Here is a 21,480-nt window from a genome sequence, read left to right as displayed (position 1 = left end):
GATGGACAAGACAACAGCAGAACGCATCGCCAAGCGCTTCGTCGGCCTGCCCGTGGAGCAACGCCGGCAGATCCTCGCCAAGATGGCCGAGACTGGGCAGAGCTTCCGGCTGCTGCCCATCGCCGTGACCCGTCACGAGGTCAAGCGCATCCCGTTGTCCTACGCGCAGCAGCGCATGCTCTTCCTCTGGCAACTGGAGCCGCTGGACAGCGCCTACAACGTGCCGATGGCGGTGCGGCTGAGCGGCCACCTCGACCAGGCCGCGCTGGCCACGGCCCTGGAGCGCCTGGTGCAACGGCACGAGGCGCTGCGCACGCGCTTCGTCTCCGAGGAGGGTGAATTCCACCAGGAAATCCTCGAACAGGCGCCGGTGGCCCTGCAGGTCAGCGAGATCGCCCCGGGCAGCGATGCCGAAGCGCGGCTGCGCGAGCAGGTGGAAGCGGAATTGCGCGCGCCCTTCGATCTGCTGGACGGCGCCCTGCTGCGGGTACGCCTGTTCCGCCTCGGCGAGCAGGAACATGTGCTGACCCTGTGCATGCACCATATCGTTTCCGATGGCTGGTCCGGCCAGGTGCTGGTCGGCGAGTTCGTCCAGTTCTACCAGGCGGCGGTGGCCGGCCAGGCGGCGCAACTGCCGGCACTGCCGATCCAGTACGCCGACTATGCGATCTGGCAGCGCAGTTGGCTGGAAGCCGGCGAGGCCGAGCGTCAACTGGCCTACTGGAAGGAGCAGTTGGGCGAGGAACAGCCGCTGCTGGCCCTGCCGCTGGACCATGAGCGGCCGCCGCAGGCGAGCCAGCGCGGCGCCGTGGTGCGCGCCGAACTGCCGGCGGAATTGTCCGGCACGCTCAAGCGCCTGGCGCGCAACAACGGCCAGACCCTGTTCATGCTGACCCTGGCGGCGCTGGCGGTGGTGCTGTCGCGCTACAGCGGCCAGGCCGATATCCGCATCGGCGCGCCGAATGCCGGACGCACCCGCGCCGAGCTGGAAGGGTTGATCGGCTTCTTCATCAACACCCAGGTGCTGCGCATCCAGGTGGACGAGCGGCAGACCTTCGCCGAGCTGCTGCAGCAGGTCAAACAGGTGGTGGCCGGGGCCCAGTCGCACCAGGAGCTGCCGTTCGAGCACCTGGTGGAAGCCCTGGCGCCGGAGCGCAGCCTGGGGCACAACCCGCTGTTCCAGTTCAAGATCAACCAGCACGTCAACGACGACAGCGAAGACGCCAGCCAGGACCTCGCCGGCCTGACCCTGGCCGACTACCCGCTGGGCGGCGCCGACGCGCGTTTCGACCTGGCCTTCGACTTCAGCGACACGCCCAATGGCGTGCGCGGCTACTTCACCTACGCCACCGACCTGTTCGAGGCGAGCACCATCGAGCGTATCGCCGCGTCGCTGCGCGAAGTGCTGGAGGCGCTGGCGGCGCACACCGACGCGCGCCTGCTGGATCATCCGCAAGGGGTCGTGGCCAGGGTCGAGACGCCCGCCGCAAGCTTCCCCGCCAATGATTTCCTCGCCCTGTGGCGCCAGGGCCTCGCCGCCGGTCGCGGCAAGCCGGCCCTGCGCGCCGGCGACGAGGTGCTCGACTACGACGGCCTGGAGCGTCAGTCCAACCAGTTGGCCCACTACCTCAAGGCCCAGGGCATCGGTGCCGGCATGACCGTGGCGCTGTGCCAGGAGCGCGGCATCGAGTGGGTAACCGGCCTGCTGGCGGTGCTCAAGCTCGGCGCGGTGTACCTGCCGCTGGATACGAAGCAACCCGCCGAGCGCCTGCAGCAACTGCTGCGCGACAGCGCCGCGGCCCTGCTGATCCATGCCGCCGGCGACGACAAGGCCACGGGCCTGGGCGTGTGCCCGGCGCTGGCCTGGGACGCGGCCCTGTGGAACGAAGCAAGCACCGACGCCCCGGCCCTCGACCTGCTGGCGCAGCAGCCGGCGTACATCATCTATACCTCCGGTTCCACCGGTCAGCCCAAGGGCGTGGTGATCAGCCACGGCGCCCTGGCCAGCTACGTGCAGGGCGTGTCGCAGCGTCTGCAACTGAGCGACGGGGCGAGCATGGCCATGGTCTCGACCATCGCCGCCGACCTCGGCCACACCCTGCTGTTCGGCGCCCTGGCCGAGGGGCGCCAGTTGCACCTGCTGTCCCACGAGCACGCCTTCGATCCGGACCGTTTCGCCGCCTACATGGCCGAACACCGGGTCGAGGTGCTGAAGATCGTCCCGAGCCACCTGCAGGGCCTGTTGCAGGCCGCGCGGGCCGCCGACGTGCTGCCCGGCGAGCTGCTGATCCTCGGTGGCGAGGCCAGCAGCTGGAGCCTGGTCGAGCAGATCCGCGCGCTCAAGCCGGGTTGCCGCATCCTCAACCACTACGGCCCGACCGAAACCACCGTGGGCATCCTCACCCATGAAGTGCAGGACGTCCTGCCGGGCTGCCGCACGGTGCCGGTGGGCACCCCGCTGGCCAACGCCGAGGCCGAGGTGCTGGACGCCTGGCTCAATCCGCTGGCCGAGCGCGTGGCCGGCGAGCTGTACCTGGGCGGGCAGGGCCTGGCCCAGGGCTATCTGGGCCAGCCGGCACTGACCGCCGAGCGTTTCGTGCCGGCCGCCGGCGGCCAGCGCCGCTACCGCGCCGGTGACCGTGCGCGCCATGTGGACGGCCGCCTGGAATACCTCGGGCGTGCCGACGACCAGGTGAAGATCCGCGGCTACCGGGTCGAGCCAGGGGAGGTCGGGCAGATCCTGCGGGCCTTGCCGGGCGTGGCCGAGGCCGTGGTCCTGGCGCTGCCGCTGGACAGCGATGAAAGCCGCCTGCAACTGGTGGGCTACTGCGTCGCCGCCGGCGGCACCACCCTGCAGGTCGAAGCCCTGCGCCAGCAACTGGCGGCGAGCCTGCCGGAATACCTGGTGCCGGCGCAGATTCTCCTGCTCGACCGCCTGCCGCTGACCGCCAACGGCAAGCTCGACAAGCGCGCCCTGCCCAAACCGGGCGCGGTCAAACAGCGCTACGTGGCGCCGGTGGGGGAGATCGAGGAGAAGCTCGCCGCGGTCTGGGCCGATGTGCTCAAGCTGGAGAAGGTCGGCAGCACCGACAACTTCTTCGAGCTGGGCGGCGACTCGATCCTCAGCCTGCAGATCATCGCCCGGGCCAAGCGCCAGGGGATCAAGCTCAATCCCAAGCAGCTGTTCGAGAAGCAGACCATCGGCCAGCTGGCCACGGTGGCCAAACTGATCGAGAAGAAAGCCGCCGCCCCGGTGGCCGAGCAGGTCAGCGGCAACCTGCCGTTGCTGCCGATCCAGGCGCGCTTCTTCGATACCGAGATTCCCGAGCGTCACCACTGGAACCAGTCGGTGCTGCTCAAGCCGGCCATCCGCCTCGATGCCGGGCACCTGACGGCGGCCTTGCACGCGCTGATCGAACAGCACGACGCCCTGCGCCTGACCTTCGTCCGCCAGCAATCGGGCTGGCAGGCCGCCTACGCCAGCAGCTACAACCGCGAGGTGCTGTGGACCCGCGAACTCGCCGACAGCACGCAGCTCGCGGCGCTGGCCGACGAAGCCCAGCGCAGCCTTGACCTGGCCACCGGCCCGCTGCTGCGCGCGGTGCTGGTGGACCTGCCGCAGGGCGAACAGCGCCTGCTGCTGGTGATCCATCACCTGGTGGTGGACGGCGTGTCCTGGCGCGTGCTGCTGGAAGACCTGCAGCAGGCCTGCCGTGCCCTGCACGCCGGCCAGGCGCTCAACCTGCCGCCGCGCAGCAGTTCGCTCAAGGCCTGGGCCGAGCGCCTGCACGGCTATGCCGGCAGCGCCGCGCTGGAACAGGAACTGGGCTGGTGGCAGGCGCAGTTGCAGGGCGTCGATGACCGCCTGCCGTGCGACAACCCGGCCGGCGCGCAGCAGAACCGCCACGCCGTGTCGGTGAGCAGCCGCCTCGATGCCGAACTGACCCGCAAGCTGCTGCAGGAAGCCCCGGCGGCCTACCGCACGCAGATCAACGACCTGCTGCTGACCGCCCTGGCCGGCGTCGTCAGCCGCTGGACCGGGCAGCCCGATGTGCTGATCCGCCTGGAAGGCCATGGCCGCGAGGACCTGTTCGACGACCTCGACCTGAGCCGCACGGTCGGCTGGTTCAGCAGCCTGTTCCCGGTGCGCCTGACCCCGCGCGCCGACCTCGCCGAATCGATCATGGGCATCAAGGAGCAACTGCGCGCGATTCCCGACAAGGGCATCGGCTACGGCGTGCTGCGCCACCTCGGTTCGGACGCCGCGCGCCAGTCCCTGGGGCAGTTGGCCCAGGGCAATATCGTCTTCAACTACCTCGGCCAGTTCGATGGCAGCTTCGCCGAGCAGGATGCGCTGTTCGTGCCGTCCGGCGAGAGCAGCGGGGCCGGGCAGAGCGCCGCGGCGCCGCTGGCCGCGCTGCTGAGCATCGACGGTCAGGTGTACGGCGGCGAGCTGGCGCTGAACTGGAGCTTCAGCGGCGAGGTGTTCCGTCGCGACACCGTGCAGCGCCTGGCCGATGATTTCACCCGCGCCCTGGCCGAACTGGTCCGCCATTGCGCCGACAGCGGCGCGCGCGGCGTGACCCCGTCGGACTTCCCCCTGGCGCGCCTGACCCAGGAGCAACTGCAGCGCCTGCCGCTGCCGGCGGCGGACATCCAGGATGTCTACCCGCTGTCGCCGATGCAGGAAGGCCTGTTGCTGCACACCCTGCGCGAGCCGGGCTCGGGCATCTACCTGATGCAGTACTGCTACCTGATCGAGCACGCCATCGACCTGAACGCCTTCGAACAGGCCTGGCGCACCGTGGTCGAGCGCCACGAAGTGCTGCGCACCTCGTTCTGCTGGGACGTCGCCGAGCAGATGGTGCAGATCATCCGTCGCGAGCCGCGTCCGGACATCCGCCTTCTTGACTGGCAGCACGTGGCGCCGGACCAGTACGAAGCGCTGCTGGAAGCCGAGCTGTCGGCCGAGCTGCGGCAGGGCTTCGACCTGGCCAACGAGGTGGCCTTCCGTCTGCGCCTGATCAAGCTGGGCGAGCAACGCTACGGCTTCGTCCTCAGCAACCACCATATCCTCCTCGATGCCTGGTGCCGCATGGGCCTGGTGGCGGAGTTCTTCGAGCTGTACAGCGCGCAACTGGAAGGCCGGCCATCGACCCTGGCCGCCGCGACCAGCTACCGCGACTTCATCGCCTGGCTGCAGAGCCGCGACCAGCAGGTTTCGAAAGACTTCTGGCAGGCGCAACTGGCGGGCTTCGAGCGGCCGACCGCGTTGCCGTTCGACCACACCGGCCAGCGCGACAGCGAATCAGCAGTGGGCGACTGCCTGGTGCGCCTGACGCTTGAGCAGAGCCAGCGCCTGGCGCAGGCCGCCCAGGGTGCGCAACTGACCCTCAACACCCTGGTCCAGGCGGCCTGGGCGATCCTCCTGCACCGCTACAGCGGCGAGCGCGACGTGCTGTTCGGCGTGACCGTGGCCGGGCGTCCGGCGGACATCCCGGAAATGCAGACCACCGTGGGCCTGTTCATCAACAGCATTCCGCTGCGGGTGCGCGTTCCCGGCGCCGAGTCGCGCCTGACCCTCAAGGCCTGGCTGCAGGACCTGCTGGTCAACAACGTGGCGTTGCGCGAGCACGAGCACGTGCCGCTGGTGAACATCCAGCAGTACAGCGAGATCGGCAAGGGCCAGGCGCTGTTCGACAGCCTCTTCGTGTTCGAGAACGCGCCGGTGGAGGACAGCGTCTACGAGCAGGCCGACGACATGAAGATCCAGGGTGACTCGTCGCGCACCCACACCAACTACCCGCTCACCGTGGTGATCTACCCGGGCTCGGTGCTGGGCCTGCACCTGTCCTACGACAAGCGCTTCTTCGCCAAGGCCACGGTCGACACCCTGCTGGAGGATTTCCGCGCCATCCTGCTGAGCTTCGCCTCCGGCATGGACCAGGACTTCCACCAGTTGAGCTGCCTCGGCGGCGAAGTCGCCACGCTGGCGCAGGAGCCGGTGCCGGCTGAATTCAGCCAGGGTTATGCGCGCCTGTTCGAACGCAGCGCGGCGCGCTTCGCCGAGCGCACCGCGGCCCGTCATCTGCAGCAGCAGTGGAACTACACGGAGCTGGACCAGCAGGCCCATCGCCTGGCGCAGGCCCTGCAGGGCCATGGCGTGCAGGCCGACGACCTGGTGGCGGTGCTCGGCGAGCGCGGCCTGCCGCTGCTGGGCATGGTGGTCGGCAGCTTCAAGGCCGGCGCCGGCTACCTCGGTCTCGACCCGAACCTGCCGCTGGAGCGCCTGGCCGGCATCCTCCAGTCCAGCGCCTCGCGGCTGCTGGTCGCGAGCGAGTCGAGCCTGGGCCAGGCCCGGCAGGTGCTGGAACGCATCCCCGAGGCGCTGCGGCCGCAGCTGCTGGTGTGGGAGCAGATCCAGCAGCAGGCGGCGCCCCTGGCGGACCTCGCCGAACGGCCGGCGGACGCCAGCCAGCACCTGGCCTACGTGATCTTCACCTCCGGCTCCACCGGCACGCCGAAAGGGGTGATGGTGCAGCAGGCCGGCATGCTCAACAACCAGCTGAGCAAGCTGCCGTACCTGAAGCTGGACGAGCATGACGTGATCGCCCAGACCGCTTCGCAGAGCTTCGATATCTCGGTCTGGCAGCTGCTCACCGCGGCGCTGTGCGGCGCCGTGGTGGAGATCGTGCCGAGCACTGTGGTGCAGGATCCACGGGCGCTGATCCGCCATGTGCAGGACACCGGCATTACGGTGCTGGAGATCGTCCCGGCGCTGGTCCAGGGCATTCTCGACCTGCCGCAGGCCGAGCTGCCGAGCCTGCGCTACCTGATGACCACCGGCGAGGCCATGCCGCCGGCCCTGGCCGAGCGCTGGCTGCGCCAGTACCCGCGGATCCCGCTGATCAACGCCTACGGCCCGGCCGAGTGCTCCGACGACGTCGCCCTGCACCCGGTGGTGGCCAGCGACGGCCAGGGCATCTGCCTGCCGATCGGCACGGCCACCGCGCACAACCGCCTGCATGTGCTCAACGACCTGCTCGAACCGATGCCGCTGCGCGCCACCGGCGAGCTGCATATCGCCGGCGTGGGGGTCGGGCGCGGTTACCTCGCCGATCCGAAGCGCACCGCCCTGGCGTTCGTACCCAACCCCTACGCCAGCGTGCCGGGCGAGCGCCTGTACCGCACTGGCGACCTGGTGCGCCAGCGCGCCGCCGACGGCGTGCTGGAGTACGTCGGGCGAACCGACTACCAGGTGAAGATCCGCGGCTACCGCATCGAGCTGGGCGAGATCGAGGTGCGCCTGCTGGAGCACCCGGACGTGCGCGAAGCGGTGGTGGTGGACATCGACGGCCCTGGCGGCAAGCAACTGGCCGCCTACCTGGTGCCCGCGGGCGCGGCGCCGGCCACGGCCGACGAACGCAATGCCCTGCGCGGCCAGGTCAAGGCGCACCTCAAGGCGCATCTGCCGGACTACATGGTCCCGGCGCACCTGATCCTGCTCGACGGCATGCCGCTGACAGCCAACGGCAAGCTCGACCGCAAGGCCCTGCCGGCGCCGCAGGCCAGCGAGCTGCAGCAGCACCATGTGCCCCCGGTCAGCGCAACGGAACAGCAACTGGCGGCGATCTGGGCCGATGTGCTCAAGGTCGAGCGGGTAGGGCTCGGCGACAACTTCTTCGAGCTGGGTGGCCACTCGCTGCTGGTGGTGCAGGTGATGGTGCGGGTGCGCGAGCGCCTGAGCATCGAGATGTCCCTCAACGAGCTGTTCGAACACCCGGAACTGGGCGACTTCGCCCGTGCCGTGGAAAAGAAAAACGGCCAGGGCGAGCAGGTTCAGGACGAATTGGCTAAATCCCTGGAGGCCCTCAAACGTCTAAGTGCAGAGGAAATCGATAACTTGATCGCATAGCAGGAGAAACCCCAAGTGCAAGCGCTGCTCGACTCCGTTAAATCGCTGTCCGCCCGGGAACGCAAGGCGTTGGCGGCCTTGCTCAAACGCCAGGGTGTGAACCTGTATGGAGTCACGCCGATCTTCAGGCGCGAGGCCGAGGACAGCTCGGCGCTGTCCTACGCGCAGCGGCGCCAGTGGTTCCTCTGGCAACTGGAGCCGCACAGCGCCGCCTACAACATGCCGGTGGCGCTGCGCCTGAACGGCGCGCTGGACATCGAGGCCCTGCGTCGCAGCTTCACGGCGTTGGTGGCGCGGCATGAAACCCTGCGCACCACCTTCCGCGAGGACGGCGACGAGGCGCTGCAGGTGATCCATGAGGCGCAGCCGTTCGTGCTGGAGGTCGAGCCGCTGGCGGCCGACCTGCTGCAGGCCGCGGTGGAGGAGGAGATCCAGCGTCCGTTCGACCTGCGCCAGGGCCCGCTGCTGCGGGTGCGCCTGTTTGCGCTGGGCGAGGACCGGCATGTGCTGGTGCTGACCCAGCACCATATCGTTTCCGATGGCTGGTCGATGCCGATCATGATCGACGAGCTGGTGCGTTGCTACGAAGGCTACAGCCAGGGCCGCGAGGTGCATCTGCCGGGCCTGCCGATCCAGTACGCCGACTACGCGATCTGGCAGCGCAACTGGATGGAGGCCGGCGAGCAGGAACGCCAGCTGGCCTACTGGAAAGAGCAACTGGGCGGCGAGCAGCCGGTGCTGGAGCTGCCCACCGATCGTCCGCGTCCGTCGCAGCCGTCCTGGCGCGGCGGCCGCGTGCATATCGACCTGGGCGAGGCCCTTGGCCAGGACCTCAAGCACCTGGCCCGGCAGCAGGGCGTGACCCTGTTCATGCTCCTGCTCGCCTCGCTGCAGACCCTGCTGCATCGCTATTCCGGGCAGGCCGATATCCGCATCGGCGTGCCGGTGGCCAACCGCAACCGCGCCGAGACCGAAGGCCTGATCGGCTTCTTCGTCAACACCCAGGTGCTCAAGGCCGAGTTCGACGGGCGCAGCACCGTGGCCAGCCTGCTGCAGCAGGTCAAGCAGACCGTGGTTGGCGCCCAGGCCCACCAGGACCTGCCGTTCGAGCAACTGGTGGAAGCCCTGCAGCCCGAGCGCAGCATGAGCCGCAGCCCGCTGTTCCAGGTGATCTTCAACCACCAGACCGAAGTGCGTGGCGAGGCGCGGCAACTGGCCGGGCTGCAGGTCGAGGGGCTGGAATCGGACAAGCACACCGCGCAGTTCGACCTGGCCCTGAACACCTTCGAAAGCGAGGCGGGCATCGGTGCCTCGCTGGTGTTCGCCAGCGACCTGTTCGATGCAGGCACCGTCGAGCGCATGGCCGGGCACTGGCGCAACCTGCTGCGTGGCATGTGCGCCAACAGCGCCGAGCGCATCGCCGAGCTGCCGCTGCACAGCGACGCCGAGCGCGAGCGCACCTTGCGTGACTGGAATCACCAGTTGACGGTGTTCCCCAGCGAGTTGTGCACCCATCAACTGATCGAGGCGCAGGCGGCCCGTGTTCCGCACGCCGTGGCGCTGAGTTTCGGTGCCGAGCAGCTGACTTATGCACAGCTCAACAGTCGGGCCAACCAGTTGGCGCACAAGCTGCGCGAGCAGGGCGTGGGGCCGGATGTGCTGGTCGGTCTTTCCACCGAGCGCAGTCTGGAAATGCTGGTCGGCGTACTGGGCATTCTCAAGGCCGGTGGTGCCTACGTGCCGCTGGACCCGGATTATCCACAGGACCGTCTCGACTACATGCAGGCGGACAGCGGCATCAAACTGCTGCTGACCCGAGCCGATCTGCTGGATTCGTCGCTCGGCGGCTACAGCAGCGAAAACCCGGTCAACCTGACTTCGCCGGACAACCTGGCCTACGTCATCTACACCTCGGGTTCCACCGGCAAGCCGAAAGGCGCCTTGCTGCCGCATCACAACCTGCTGCGCCTGTTCACCGCCACGAACCAGTGGTTCGGTTTCGACGACAAGGACGTGTGGACCCTGTTCCACTCCTATGCCTTCGACTTCTCCGTGTGGGAGATCTTCGGTGCGCTGCTCCATGGTGGTCGCCTGGTGATCGTGCCGCGTGAGACGACCCGTTCGCCGGAAGATTTCCACAAGCTGCTGGTGGATGAGCAAGTCACCGTGCTCAACCAGACCCCATCGGCATTCAAGCAACTGGCGCGGGTCGCCTGCGAATCGCCCGCCGACCTGGCCCTGCGCTATGTGGTGTTCGGCGGCGAAGCGCTGGACGTCGGCAGCCTCAAGCCCTGGTTCGAACGCTTCGGCGATGCGCAGCCGCAACTGATCAACATGTACGGCATCACCGAAACCACGGTGCACGTGACCTACCGTCCGATCAGCAAACTGGACCTGGCCCAGGCCGAAGTCAGCCCGATCGGCGAGGCGATCCCGGACCTGTCCTGGTACGTGCTGGATGCCGATTTCAACCCGGTGGCCCTGGGCTGCAATGGCGAGCTGCATGTCGGCCACGCCGGTCTCGCCCGTGGCTACCACCACCGCGCGGCGCTGACCGCCGAGCGCTTCGTGCCGGATCCGTTCTCCACCGATGGCGGTCGCCTGTACCGCACCGGCGACCTGGCGCGCTATCGCGCCGAAGGGGTGATCGAATACGCCGGGCGTATCGACCATCAGGTGAAGATCCGCGGTTTCCGTATCGAACTGGGTGAGATCGAGGCGCGCCTGCAGGAACATCCGGCGGTGCGCGAAGCCATCGTCCTGGCCGTTGAAGGTCCCGCAGGTCAGCAGCTGGCCGGCTGGTTCGTGCCGCGCGACCCGGCCCAGGCCGACCTGCGCGACAGCCTCAAGGCGCACCTGAAGGCCAATCTGCCGGACTACATGGTGCCGACCCACCTGATCGCGCTGGAGGCCATGCCGCTGACGGCCAACGGCAAGCTGGACCGCAAGGCCCTGCCCAAGCCGGATGCCAGCCAGTTGCAGAATGCCTATGTCGCCCCGGTGAGTGAGCTGGAGCAGCAACTGGCGGCGATCTGGGCGGAGATTCTCAAGGTCGAGCAGGTCGGCCTGAGCGACAACTTCTTCGAACTGGGCGGCCACTCGCTGCTGGCGACCCAGGTGATTTCGCGGGTGCGCAAGCAACTGGACCTGGAGCTGTCCCTGCGCAACCTGTTCGAGGCCCAGGACCTCGCCGCCTTTGCCCGTGCCGCCGCGCAGGGCCAGGCGGGCCAGGCGCCGGCGTTTGCCGTCGTCGATCGCAGCCAGCCGCTGGCGCTGTCCTACGCCCAGCAACGCCAGTGGTTCCTCTGGCAACTGGAGCCGCACAGCGCCGCCTACAACATTCCGGTAGCCCTGCGCCTGCGCGGCGAGCTGCGGGTCGAGGCCCTGCGCCGCAGCTTCGAAGCCCTGGTGGCGCGTCACGAAACCCTGCGCACCACCTTCCGCCAGGACGGCGAACAGGCTGTGCAGATCATCCATGCCGCGACGCCGTTCGCCGTGCAGGTCGAGACCCTGGCCGCGGATGAGACGCTGGAGGACTTCGTCCAGCACGAGGTGCAGCGTCCGTTCGACCTGGAGCACGGCCCGCTGCTGCGCATCCGCCTGCTGCGTCTGGCCGCGGACGAGCATGTGTTGGTGCTGACCCAGCACCATATCGTCTCCGATGGCTGGTCGATGCCGATCATGGTCGACGAGCTGGTTCGCCACTACGCCGCCTTCAGCCAGGGCCAGGCCCTGGAACTGCCGGCGCTGGCCTTCCAGTACGCCGACTACGCCCAGTGGCAGCGCAACTGGATGGACGCCGGTGAGCAGGCGCGGCAGTTGGGCTACTGGACCGCGCAACTGGGCGGCGAGCAACCGGTGCTGGAGCTGCCCACCGACCGCCCGCGCCCGGCGATCCAGAGCCGTGCCGGTGGCTGGCTGGAGATCCCGCTGGAAGCGGCGCTGGTGGAGCGCCTCAAGGACGTCGCGCGGGAGCAGGGCGTGACCCTGTTCATGCTCCTCCTGGCCTCGTTCCAGACCCTGCTGCACCGCTACACCGGGCAGTCCGACATCCGCGTCGGCGTGCCCATCGCCAACCGCAACCGCGCCGAGACCGAGGGCCTGATCGGCTTCTTCGTCAACACTCAGGTGCTCAAGGCCGGGTTCGATACCCACACCACCATCGCCGAGCTGCTGCGGCAGGTGCGCCAGCATGCGCTGCAGGCGCAGGCCCATCAGGACCTGCCGTTCGAGCAACTGGTCGAGGCCCTGCAACCGGGCCGCGACCTGAGCCGCACACCGCTGTTCCAGGTGATGTACAACCACCAGGTCGAGGCCGGCCACGCCGGGCAGAAACTGCCGGGGCTGAGCGTCGAGGGCCTGGAATCCGACAGCCAGGCCTCGCAGTTCGACCTGTCGCTGAACACCGTGGAGCATGCCCAGGGCGTCGGCGCCTCGTTCACCTTCGCCAGCGCCCTGTTCGACCTGGCGACCATCCAGCGCATGGCCGCGCACTGGCGCAACCTGCTGCGCGCCCTGGGTGGCGATCCACGCCAGCGGATCAGCGAGCTGCCGCTGCTGGATGCGGTCGAGCAGCAGCGTATCGCCGGTGAGTGGAACGCCACCGCGGTCGCTTTCGCCGACAGCCCGGTGCATGAACTGATCGCGGTGCAGGCCCAGCGTACCCCTGACGCCACGGCGCTGGTCCTTGGCCAGCGCGAGCTGGCTTACGCCGAACTGGAACGCCAGGCCAACCGCCTGGCCCGGCACCTGCGCGAGCAGGGCGTCGGCCCCGATGTGCTGGTGGGTATCGCCCTGGAGCGCAGCCTGGAGATGGTCGTCGGCCTGCTGGCGATCCTCAAGGCCGGCGGTGCCTATGTGCCGCTGGACCCTGCCTATCCCCGCGAGCGCCTGGACTTCATGCTGCGCGACAGCGGCGTGGGCCTGCTGCTGACCCATTCGACGCTGCTGGAGCAGTTGCCGATCCACGCAGGTCTGGAAACCCTCTGTCTGGATGAAGCCATCGACTGGGACGACACCCGCGAGGCGGCCGCACCCACGCTTGACCTGAGCCCGGAACACCTGGCCTACGTGATCTACACCTCCGGCTCCACCGGCCGGCCCAAGGGCGTGGAAATCCGCCATGGCGCCCTGACCAACCACATGCTGTGGATGCAGGGCGAACTGCAATTGGCCAGCCATGACCGCGTACTGCAGAAGACCGCCTTCAGCTTCGACGCCTCGGTCTGGGAATTCTGGCTGCCGCTGCTCAACGGCGCGCAACTGGTCCTGGCCAGCCCGGCGTTGAGCGACGACCTGTCGCTGCTCTGGGACGAAGTGGCCGCGCAGCGCATCAGCATCCTGCAGCTGGCGCCGTCGGTGCTCCAGGCGCTGCTGCCGGAAGCGCGGGCTGGCCAACTGGACTCGCTGCGCCTGCTGGCCTTTGGCGGCGAGGCGCTGAGCAGCGCGCTGGTCGAGCAACTGGGTCGCCAGTGGGGCGGCCAGGTCTGCAACCTGTACGGCCCGACCGAAGCCACCATCGACACCAGCAGCCTGCTGCTGCAAGGTGCGCAGCCCGGCGCCATTGCCGCCATCGGCCGGCCGATCAGCAACGTGCGCACCTATGTGCTGGATGCCAACCTGCAGCTCTGCGCCCCGGGCAGTGCCGGCGAGCTGTATATCGGCGGCGTGTCCCTGGCCCGTGGTTACCACCGGCGTCCTGACCTCACGGCCGAGCGTTTCGTCCCCGATCCGTTCACCCCGGGCGGGCGCCTGTACCGCAGCGGCGACCTGGTGCGCCAGCGTGCCGACGGGGTGATCGACTACCTCGGGCGCATCGACCATCAGGTGAAGATCCACGGCCTGCGCATCGAGCTGGGCGAGATCGAGGCACGGATCGTCGCCGACGATGCGGTGCGCGAAGCCGTGGTACTGCCGTGGCAAAGCGGCAACGCCACGCAACTGGTGGCCTATGTGGTCGTCGAGGAGGAGCAGGCCGACCTGGCGTCCCGCCTCAAGGCGGCGCTGGCCCGCGAACTGCCGGCGCATATGCTGCCGGGCCACTGGCTGTTCCTCGAACGCCTGCCGCTGACCGCCAACGGCAAGCTCGACCGCAAGGCCCTGCCGGCGCCGGATGCCAGCCAGGCCCGCGGCGAGCATGTGGCGCCGCAAGGCGAACTGGAGCAGCGCATCGCCGCGATCTGGCAGGACGTGCTGAAGCTGCCGCGGATCGGTGCCACCGACAACTTCTTCGAACTGGGCGGCGACTCGATCATCTCCATCCAGGTGGTCAGCCGCGCCCGTCAGGCGGGCATCCTGTTCACCCCGAAAGACCTGTTCCAGCGCCAGACCGTGCAGGGCATCGCCCAGGTCGCCCGGCGCGCCGGTGCGCTGAGCATCGACCAGGGCCCGGTGACCGGCGAAGCGCCGCTGACGCCGATCCAGCAATGGTTCTTCGACAGCCCGATCCCCGCGCGCGACCACTGGAACCAGTCGGTGCTGCTGCGGCCTTCACGGCCGCTGGACCCCGAGCATCTGCGCCAGGCCCTGGACCTGCTGGCCGCGCATCACGATGCCCTGCGCGCGCGTTTCGCCGGGGCGCATCAGGCGTTCCTCGACGCCGCACCGCGCCAGCGCCTGTGGCTGCGCCAACTGGCGCACGTCGATGGCCTGGAGGCGCTGGCCAACGAAGCGCAGCGCAGCCTGTCGCTGGAGCAGGGCGATCTGCTGCGCGCGCTGCTGGTCGAACTGCCCGGGGGCGAACAGCGCCTGCTGCTGGCGATCCATCACCTGGTGGTGGACGGGGTGTCCTGGCGCATCCTCCTGGAAGACCTGCAGAGCGCCTGCAACGCCCTGGCCGCCGGCAAGGCGCCGGTGCTGCCGGGCAAGACCAGCGCGTTCAAGGACTGGGCCGAACACCTGCAACGCTACGCCGGCAGCGCCGAACGCGAGGCCGAGCTGGCCTGGTGGCAGGCACAGTTGCACGGCGTCAGCGACGAGCTGCCGCGCGACCGTGCCGACGGCAGCCTGGCCCAGCGCCATGCCCTGACGGTACACAGCCGCCTCGACCGCGAGCTGACCCGCCAACTGCTGCAGGACGCTCCGGCGGCCTATCGCACGCAGATCAACGACCTGCTGCTCAGCGCCCTGGCGCGCACCATCAGCCGCTGGACCGGGCGCGCCGACACCCTGGTGCGCCTGGAAGGCCATGGCCGCGAGGAGCTGTTCGAAGGCCTCGACATCACCCGTACCGTCGGCTGGTTCACCAGCATGTACCCGGTGAAGCTGAGCGCGCGGGCGGACGCCGGCGAATCGATCAAGACCATCAAGGAGCAACTGCGCGCGGTGCCGGACAAGGGCATCGGCTATGGCCTGCTGCGCCATCTCGGCAGCGCGGAGGCCCGCCGTAGCCTGGCCGGCCTGGCCGAAGGCGCGATCGTCTTCAACTACCTGGGGCAGTTCGATGCCAGCTTCGCCGACGACGACGCGCTGTTCGTTCCGGCGGCCGAATCCGCCGGCGACGGGCAGAGCGCCGAGGCACCGCTGGGCAGCCTGCTGAGCATCAACGGCCAGGTCTATGGCGGTGAACTGGCGCTGGGCTGGACCTTCAGCGCCGAGGTGTTCGACAAGGCCACCGTGCAGCGCCTGGCCGACGACTACGCCAGCGAGCTGGCACAACTGATCGGCCATTGCCTGGGCGCGGACGTGGGCGGCATGACGCCGTCGGACTTCCCCCTGGCCGGCCTGAGCCAGGCCCAGCTGGACCGCTTCCCGGTCGCGGCGGCGCAGATCGCCGATGTCTATCCGCTGTCGCCGATGCAGCAGGGCATGCTGTTCCACAGCCTGTCGGCACGGGAGGCGGGCAACTACATCAACCAGATGCGCATCGACGTGCAGGGCCTCGACGTGGCGCGCTTCCAGGCCGCCTGGCAGGCCGCCAGCGACCGCCATGACATGCTCCGCGCCAGCTTCCACAGCGATTTCGAGCAGCCGTTGCAGGTCATCCACAAGCACCTCGACGCGCACTGCATCGAGCTGGATGCCCGCGGCCAGCACGACCTGGCGGCGTTCCTCGACGACTGGGCGCAGGCCGACCGCCAGCGCGGCTTCGACCTGGAGGGCGCGCCGCTGCTGCGTATCGCCCTGCTACGGGTGGCCGACGATCGTCACCACCTGGTGTACACCAGCCACCACATCCTGATGGACGGCTGGAGCAATTCGCAGTTGCTCGGCGAAGTGCTGCAACGCTATCGCGGCCAGGCGGTGTCCGGTTCCGGTGGGCGTTACCGCGACTACATCGAATGGCTGCAGCGCCAGGACCGCGGGCTCAGCGAGCGCTTCTGGCGCGAGCAGCTGTCGGCCCTCGACGAGCCGACCCGCCTGCTGCAGACCTTCGATGCGCCGCATGAAGGCGCGGGGCAGGGCGAGCATGTGCATGTCTTCGACCGCGAGCAGACCCGGCGCCTGAACGACTTCGCCCGCGAGCAGCGGGTCACCGTCAACACCCTGGTGCAGGCGGCCTGGCTGCTGGTCCTGCAGCGTCACAGCGGGCAGGCCTGCGTGACCTTCGGCGCCACCGTGGCCGGGCGTCCGGCGCAGTTGCCGGGGGCCGAGGAGCAGCTCGGGCTGTTCATCAACACCCTGCCGGTGGTCGCCAGCCCCCGTGGCGAGCAGCGCGTGGCCGAGTGGGTGCAGCAGGTCCAGGCGCACAACCTGGCCCTGCGCGAGCACGAGCACACCCCGCTGTACGAGATCCAGCGCTGGGCCGGCTGGAGCGGCGAGGCGCTGTTCGACAATATCCTCGTGTTCGAGAACTACCCGGTGGCCGAGGCGCTGCAGCAGGCGGCGCCGGACGACCTGGTGTTCAGCGCTTCGCAGACCCAGGAGCAGACCCACTATGCGCTGACCCTGCTGGTGGGCGTCGGCCAGACCCTGCTGATGCAGTACGCCTACGACCGCCAGCGCGTCGCCGCGGAGACGGTGACGCAACTGGCCGGGCAGTTCGCCACGCTGCTGCTGGCGCTGATCGAGGACCCGACGGCGTGCCTGGGGCAACTGCCGCTGGTGGCTGACGACGAGCGTGAGCGCATGCTCGTCGACTGGAACCGCAGCCAGCTGGACTATCCGCGCGAGCAGTGCCTGCCGGCGCTGTTCGAAGCGCAGGTGCGGGCCACGCCACAGGCGGTGGCGCTGCTCGATGGCGAGGTTTCGCTGAGCTATGCCCAGCTCAACGCCCAGGCCAACGCGCTGGCGCACAAGCTGCGCGAGCTGGGAGTCGGCGCCGATGCGCTGGTGGGCGTGGCCCTGGAGCGCGGGCCGCGGATGGTCGTCGGCCTGCTGGCGATCCTCAAGGCCGGCGGCGCCTATGTGCCGCTGGACCCGGATTTCCCGGCCGATCGCCTGAGCTACATGATGCAGGACAGCGGCCTGAAGCTGCTGCTGACCCAGTCCTCGCTGCTCGGTCAGTTGAGCATTCCCGCCGGCGTGCAGAACCTGTGCCTGGACCAGGACAGCGACTGGCTCGACGGCTACAGCCAGGACAACCCGCCAGCCCTGGCGGCGCCGCAGAACCTTGCCTATGCCATCTACACCTCCGGTTCCACCGGCCTGCCCAAGGGCGTGACCATCGCCCACCAGGCGCTGGTCAACTTCCTCGTCAGCATGGGCGAGCAGCCGGGCATGGGGGCAGGGGACCGGGTGCTGTCGCTGACCTCGCTGTCCTTCGATATCGCCGGGCTGGAGCTGTACCTGCCGCTGATCCGCGGTGCCGCCGTGGTGCTGCTGCGCAGCGGGCAGAACAAGGATCCGCGGGCGCTGCTGGAGGTGATCGAGCGCCAGCGGGTGAGCCTGATCCAGGCCACGCCGTCGAGCTGGCGGATGATTCTGGACGCAGCGCCGGCCGGCGCCCTGGCCGGCAAGACCGTGCTCTGCGGCGGCGAGGCGCTGAGCGCCGAGCTGGCCCAGCGCCTGATCGACCAGGCCGGGCATGTGTGGAACGTCTACGGCCCGACCGAGACCACCATCTGGTCGGCGCGTCATTACCTGACCCGCAGCGACGATGTCTGGCTGGGCAAGCCGCTGGGCAATACCAACCTGCATGTGCTCAGCGACGATTTCGAGGTGCTGCCGGTGGGTGCGCGCGGCGAACTGCTGATCGGTGGCGACGGCCTGGCCCGGGGTTACCACCAGCGGCCGTCGCTGACCGCGCAGCGCTTCGTCCCCGATCCGTTCGGTGGCCAGGGCGGGCGCCTGTACCGCACCGGCGACCTGGCGCGCTATCACGCCGACGGGGTGCTGGAGTATGTCGGGCGTCTCGACCATCAGGTGAAGATCCGCGGCTTCCGCATCGAGCTGGGCGAGATCGAGGCGCGGTTGCTGGAGCATGCGGCGGTGCACCAGGCGGTGGTGATCGATATCGAGGTGGCTGGCAACAAGCAACTGGCCGCGTATCTGGTGGCTGCCGAAGGCGTGGCCGAATCCGAAGGCTTGCGTGACGAACTGCGCGCGTACCTCAAGGCCGGCCTGCCGGACTACATGGTGCCGGGCCATCTGCAGTGGCTGCAGCGCATGCCGCTGACGCCCAACGGCAAGCTGGACCGCAAGGCCCTGCCCAAGCCCGACGCGAGCCTGGCCCAGGGCGACTACCAGGCGCCGCGCACCGAGCAGGAGCGGCGTCTGGCGGCGATCTGGAGCGAGGTGCTGGGTGTCGAGCGGGTTGGCCTGCGCGACAACTTCTTCGCCCTGGGCGGGCATTCGCTGCTGGTGATCGCCGCGGTGGGCAAGATCCGCGAGGCCTTCGACATCAGCCTCAGCCTCAACGATTTCCTTCTTCTGGAAACCTTCGAGGATCTGGCCGAGCTGCTGCGTGCCGACGAGCGTCGGGTGAAGAGCCCGGTGGTGACGATGAACGCCCACGACGGCGCCGAGCCGCCGCTGTTCTGCCTGCCGCCGGGTGGTGGCGCGGTGTATTCCTACTACCCGCTGGCCGGCTATCTGGGCGCGGCGCGGCGGGTGGTCGGGGTGGTCAACCGCAACTACGTGGTGCCGGGCTGGTTCGACGAAAGCTGGGAGGGGATGATCGGCTACTACGTCGAGCAGATCCGCGCGACCCAGGCGCAGGGGCCGTATCACCTGCTCGGCTGGTCGCTGGGCGGGGCGCTGGCGATGGACGTCGCCCATGCCCTGGAGCAGGCCGGGCAGGAGGTGGCCTTCCTGGGTCTGGTGGATACCAGCCTGCCGGTGGAGGACAACGTCTTCGCCCCGGATGCGCCGCCGGCGCCGGGTGAGGAACCGTTGGGCCTGATGGAGGACCTGGTGCGCAGCCTGCTGGCGTTCGTCCCGGGGATCGGCGAGCGGGTGGTGCTCGACCTGGTGGCCGAGGGGCGCGAGCGTTTCGTCGAGCAGGACCAGATCGCCGACTGGGTGATCGTCCAGGTCGCCCAGCGCAGCGGCGTGGAGGTGGAGGGCCTGCGCGCGGTGTATCGCGATATCGCCGTGCAGGACGAAATCGAGAGCGGCTACAAGCTGCTCAGCGCCAACATCCGCCTGAGCCAGGCCTTCACCCTCAAGCCGCTGCGGGTCGTGCCGCATTGCTGGTGGGCGGGGGCGAGCAAGACGCCCGGGGAGATCGCGGCGGCGGATGCGGTGCTCACGGCCAAGTCCGCGGTCAACGGCCTGGTGTCCGCGACCCTGGAGGGTGAGAACCATGACGGCATCATTCTGGGTGATGCGTTGCTGGGGCAGGTGTTGGGGCGGTTGAAGGCGCTGTAGTTGTTTAGTGCTGCTGGGGCTGCTTTGCAGCCCTTCGCGACGGTTCGGCGCTCCGACAATCTTTCACAGGCATGGGTATCTACACATTTCTGAATGTATGGCGGGAAACCGCATCAAGGCTGTCAGGTGCCTGTCTTGAGTCTTGCAGCGCCCTCCAGATCGAGCGCCGCCCGCGCGGCGCATCGCGAGCTCGCTCGCTCCTACATTTGTTGCAACGTGCCTATGTCTGTCAGGCCATGGTTGACCGCCTTGTGTGTACGACGCGGTATCGCGTCGACCCCAACAGCCTCCTCGCGATGAATCGCCAGGCACCAAGGCTGGCGACGCCGCTCTCACAGGCCATGGCACGTTGCAAAAAATGTAGGAGCGAGCGCGCTCGCGATGCGCCGCGCGGGCGGCGCTCGATCTCACGGGCGCTGCAAGGCTTGAGACAGGCACCTGGCACTCTTGATGCGATTTCCCGTCAGACCAAAAAAAGCTCCCGACCTCAAGGCCGGGGGCTTCTGTCTGCATCACCCGAGGATCAGAAATCCCCGCGCAGGGTCAGCATGTAGTTGCGTGGCTCGCCAGTTGGTGTCTCACAGCGTCTGTTGAGCTCAATCGTGCCCTTTGTCGATCAAGCGAAACGCAAGGCCGGAAGCAGATTTGTCTGCCATGAACTGAATGGCAACTTCGGCATTGTGATGCAGAGCGCGATCAAGACGGTATGCATCCCAACCACCTGTCATTCCGGCAGGGAGAGGAAGTTTTGCGGGGCCTTGTGATCGATCAGGAACACCTAGCGCTGCATGTACACCTGCCTGGTTCATTTTGCGCGTGAACGGTAATGGTAATTCGCCGGTGTAAGCTGGGATACCTTTGTCGCGTGGGACCAAGGTAATAACGATCCGTTCCAGCCTGCTTGTCTCAGCCCAGAACCATAGGGAGATACCTGGTACGGGTTTGTGGATCAGATCTTCGTTATCGCCCTCCTTGAAAAGAGGGGTTAGCGCGGTATCTTGGATTAACCTGGCCATAACGAGTTCCTCATGGGTGCGACCTAGCCCTTTAACCAAGCTGATAATCGTATTGGCGTCCATTTAGTACCACCCCTGTTGTTCATTGATTGTGTGCATCAAGGCTCGGGCGTCTCCAAGTTGTGTTTCTGTAAACCCTTCTTCCAGAAGATAAGGCTTTATCGCATCGAAGTTGTTGTTAACCGCTGAGCGAAGATTTGCTGCGTCCAACTGTTGTTTCTGGCGAGTGTTTCGCCCGCCATAAGTCTGGCTAAATTTTTGATGGACTTTCGCAGGAATCGCAATGCTTGCCACCTTGCTTAGATACTTATCAACTTCCTCTGGTGTGAGTTCTGCCAGATGGAATTCCAGATAGCGACGAATTGCCCCTTGAGAGGGCATGTGATCCACATGCAGGCCATTACGTGGACGGCCAGTGAATGCTCCGTAGGTATCAACCTCCAGCACTTCCACCGCCGGCTTGGCAAACACCAGATACAGCGGTGGCACCCCCGAGTCCGCCGGGAACGTCAGGATCACGTCCTGCCAGGTGATGTCCTCGGCATCGTGCCCGGGGTAGGTGGTGACCTGACTGTTTCGCCCCGTGGGAATCGGGTGGACCAGGATGTTCTCCAGCACATCCGGTCGCGCGCCGGGATAGGTGGTCGGCGCCGTCACCAGCGGGCCGTTGTTGGGTGTCCAGGTGATGGTCAGGCCGCCGAGGCGGGCCTCCATCGCGCTTTTGTCGGCATTCCAGTTGGCCTGCCTGACCGCTACCCGGTCCTCACCGCCGTAATGGCTGAAGGTATGGAAGCCATGGAT

4 protein-coding genes are annotated in these 21,480 nt (G+C 68.0%); 2 read left to right on the top strand and 2 right to left on the bottom strand.

Translation table 11 applies throughout. The annotated features are described in order from the left end of the window. Position 1 precedes the first annotated feature (1 nt). Both CHB99_RS28215 and CHB99_RS28210 read left to right on the top strand, forming a co-directional pair. A complete protein-coding gene (locus CHB99_RS28215; RefSeq protein WP_042129887.1) occupies positions 2-7,915 on the top strand; it encodes a non-ribosomal peptide synthetase in 7,914 nt (2,637 codons plus the stop codon). Between the two features lie 120 nt (positions 7,916-8,035). After that, on the top strand, positions 8,036-19,663 hold the full coding sequence (locus CHB99_RS28210) for an amino acid adenylation domain-containing protein (RefSeq protein ID WP_428977854.1): 11,628 nt from the start codon (positions 8,036-8,038) through the stop codon (positions 19,661-19,663). Positions 19,664-20,259: 596 nt separating this feature from the next. Here the strand turns inward: CHB99_RS28210 and CHB99_RS28205 are convergent. Together CHB99_RS28205 and CHB99_RS28200 are read right to left on the bottom strand one after the other, a co-directional pair. Further along, positions 20,260-20,742: a DUF6392 family protein gene (locus tag CHB99_RS28205; RefSeq protein WP_042130779.1), complete on the bottom strand. Its 483-nt coding sequence runs from the start codon at positions 20,740-20,742 to the stop codon at positions 20,260-20,262. Further along, positions 20,743-21,480: S-type pyocin domain-containing protein (locus CHB99_RS28200; protein ID WP_170946421.1), on the bottom strand; the 738-nt coding region annotated here is incomplete at its 5' end.

This window comes from Pseudomonas japonica (assembly GCF_900188455.1).
In the GTDB taxonomy this organism is placed as follows: domain Bacteria; phylum Pseudomonadota; class Gammaproteobacteria; order Pseudomonadales; family Pseudomonadaceae; genus Aquipseudomonas; species Aquipseudomonas japonica.
Note: the sequence above shows the minus strand (reverse complement) of the source record. Positions and strands in the feature narration are given on the sequence as shown.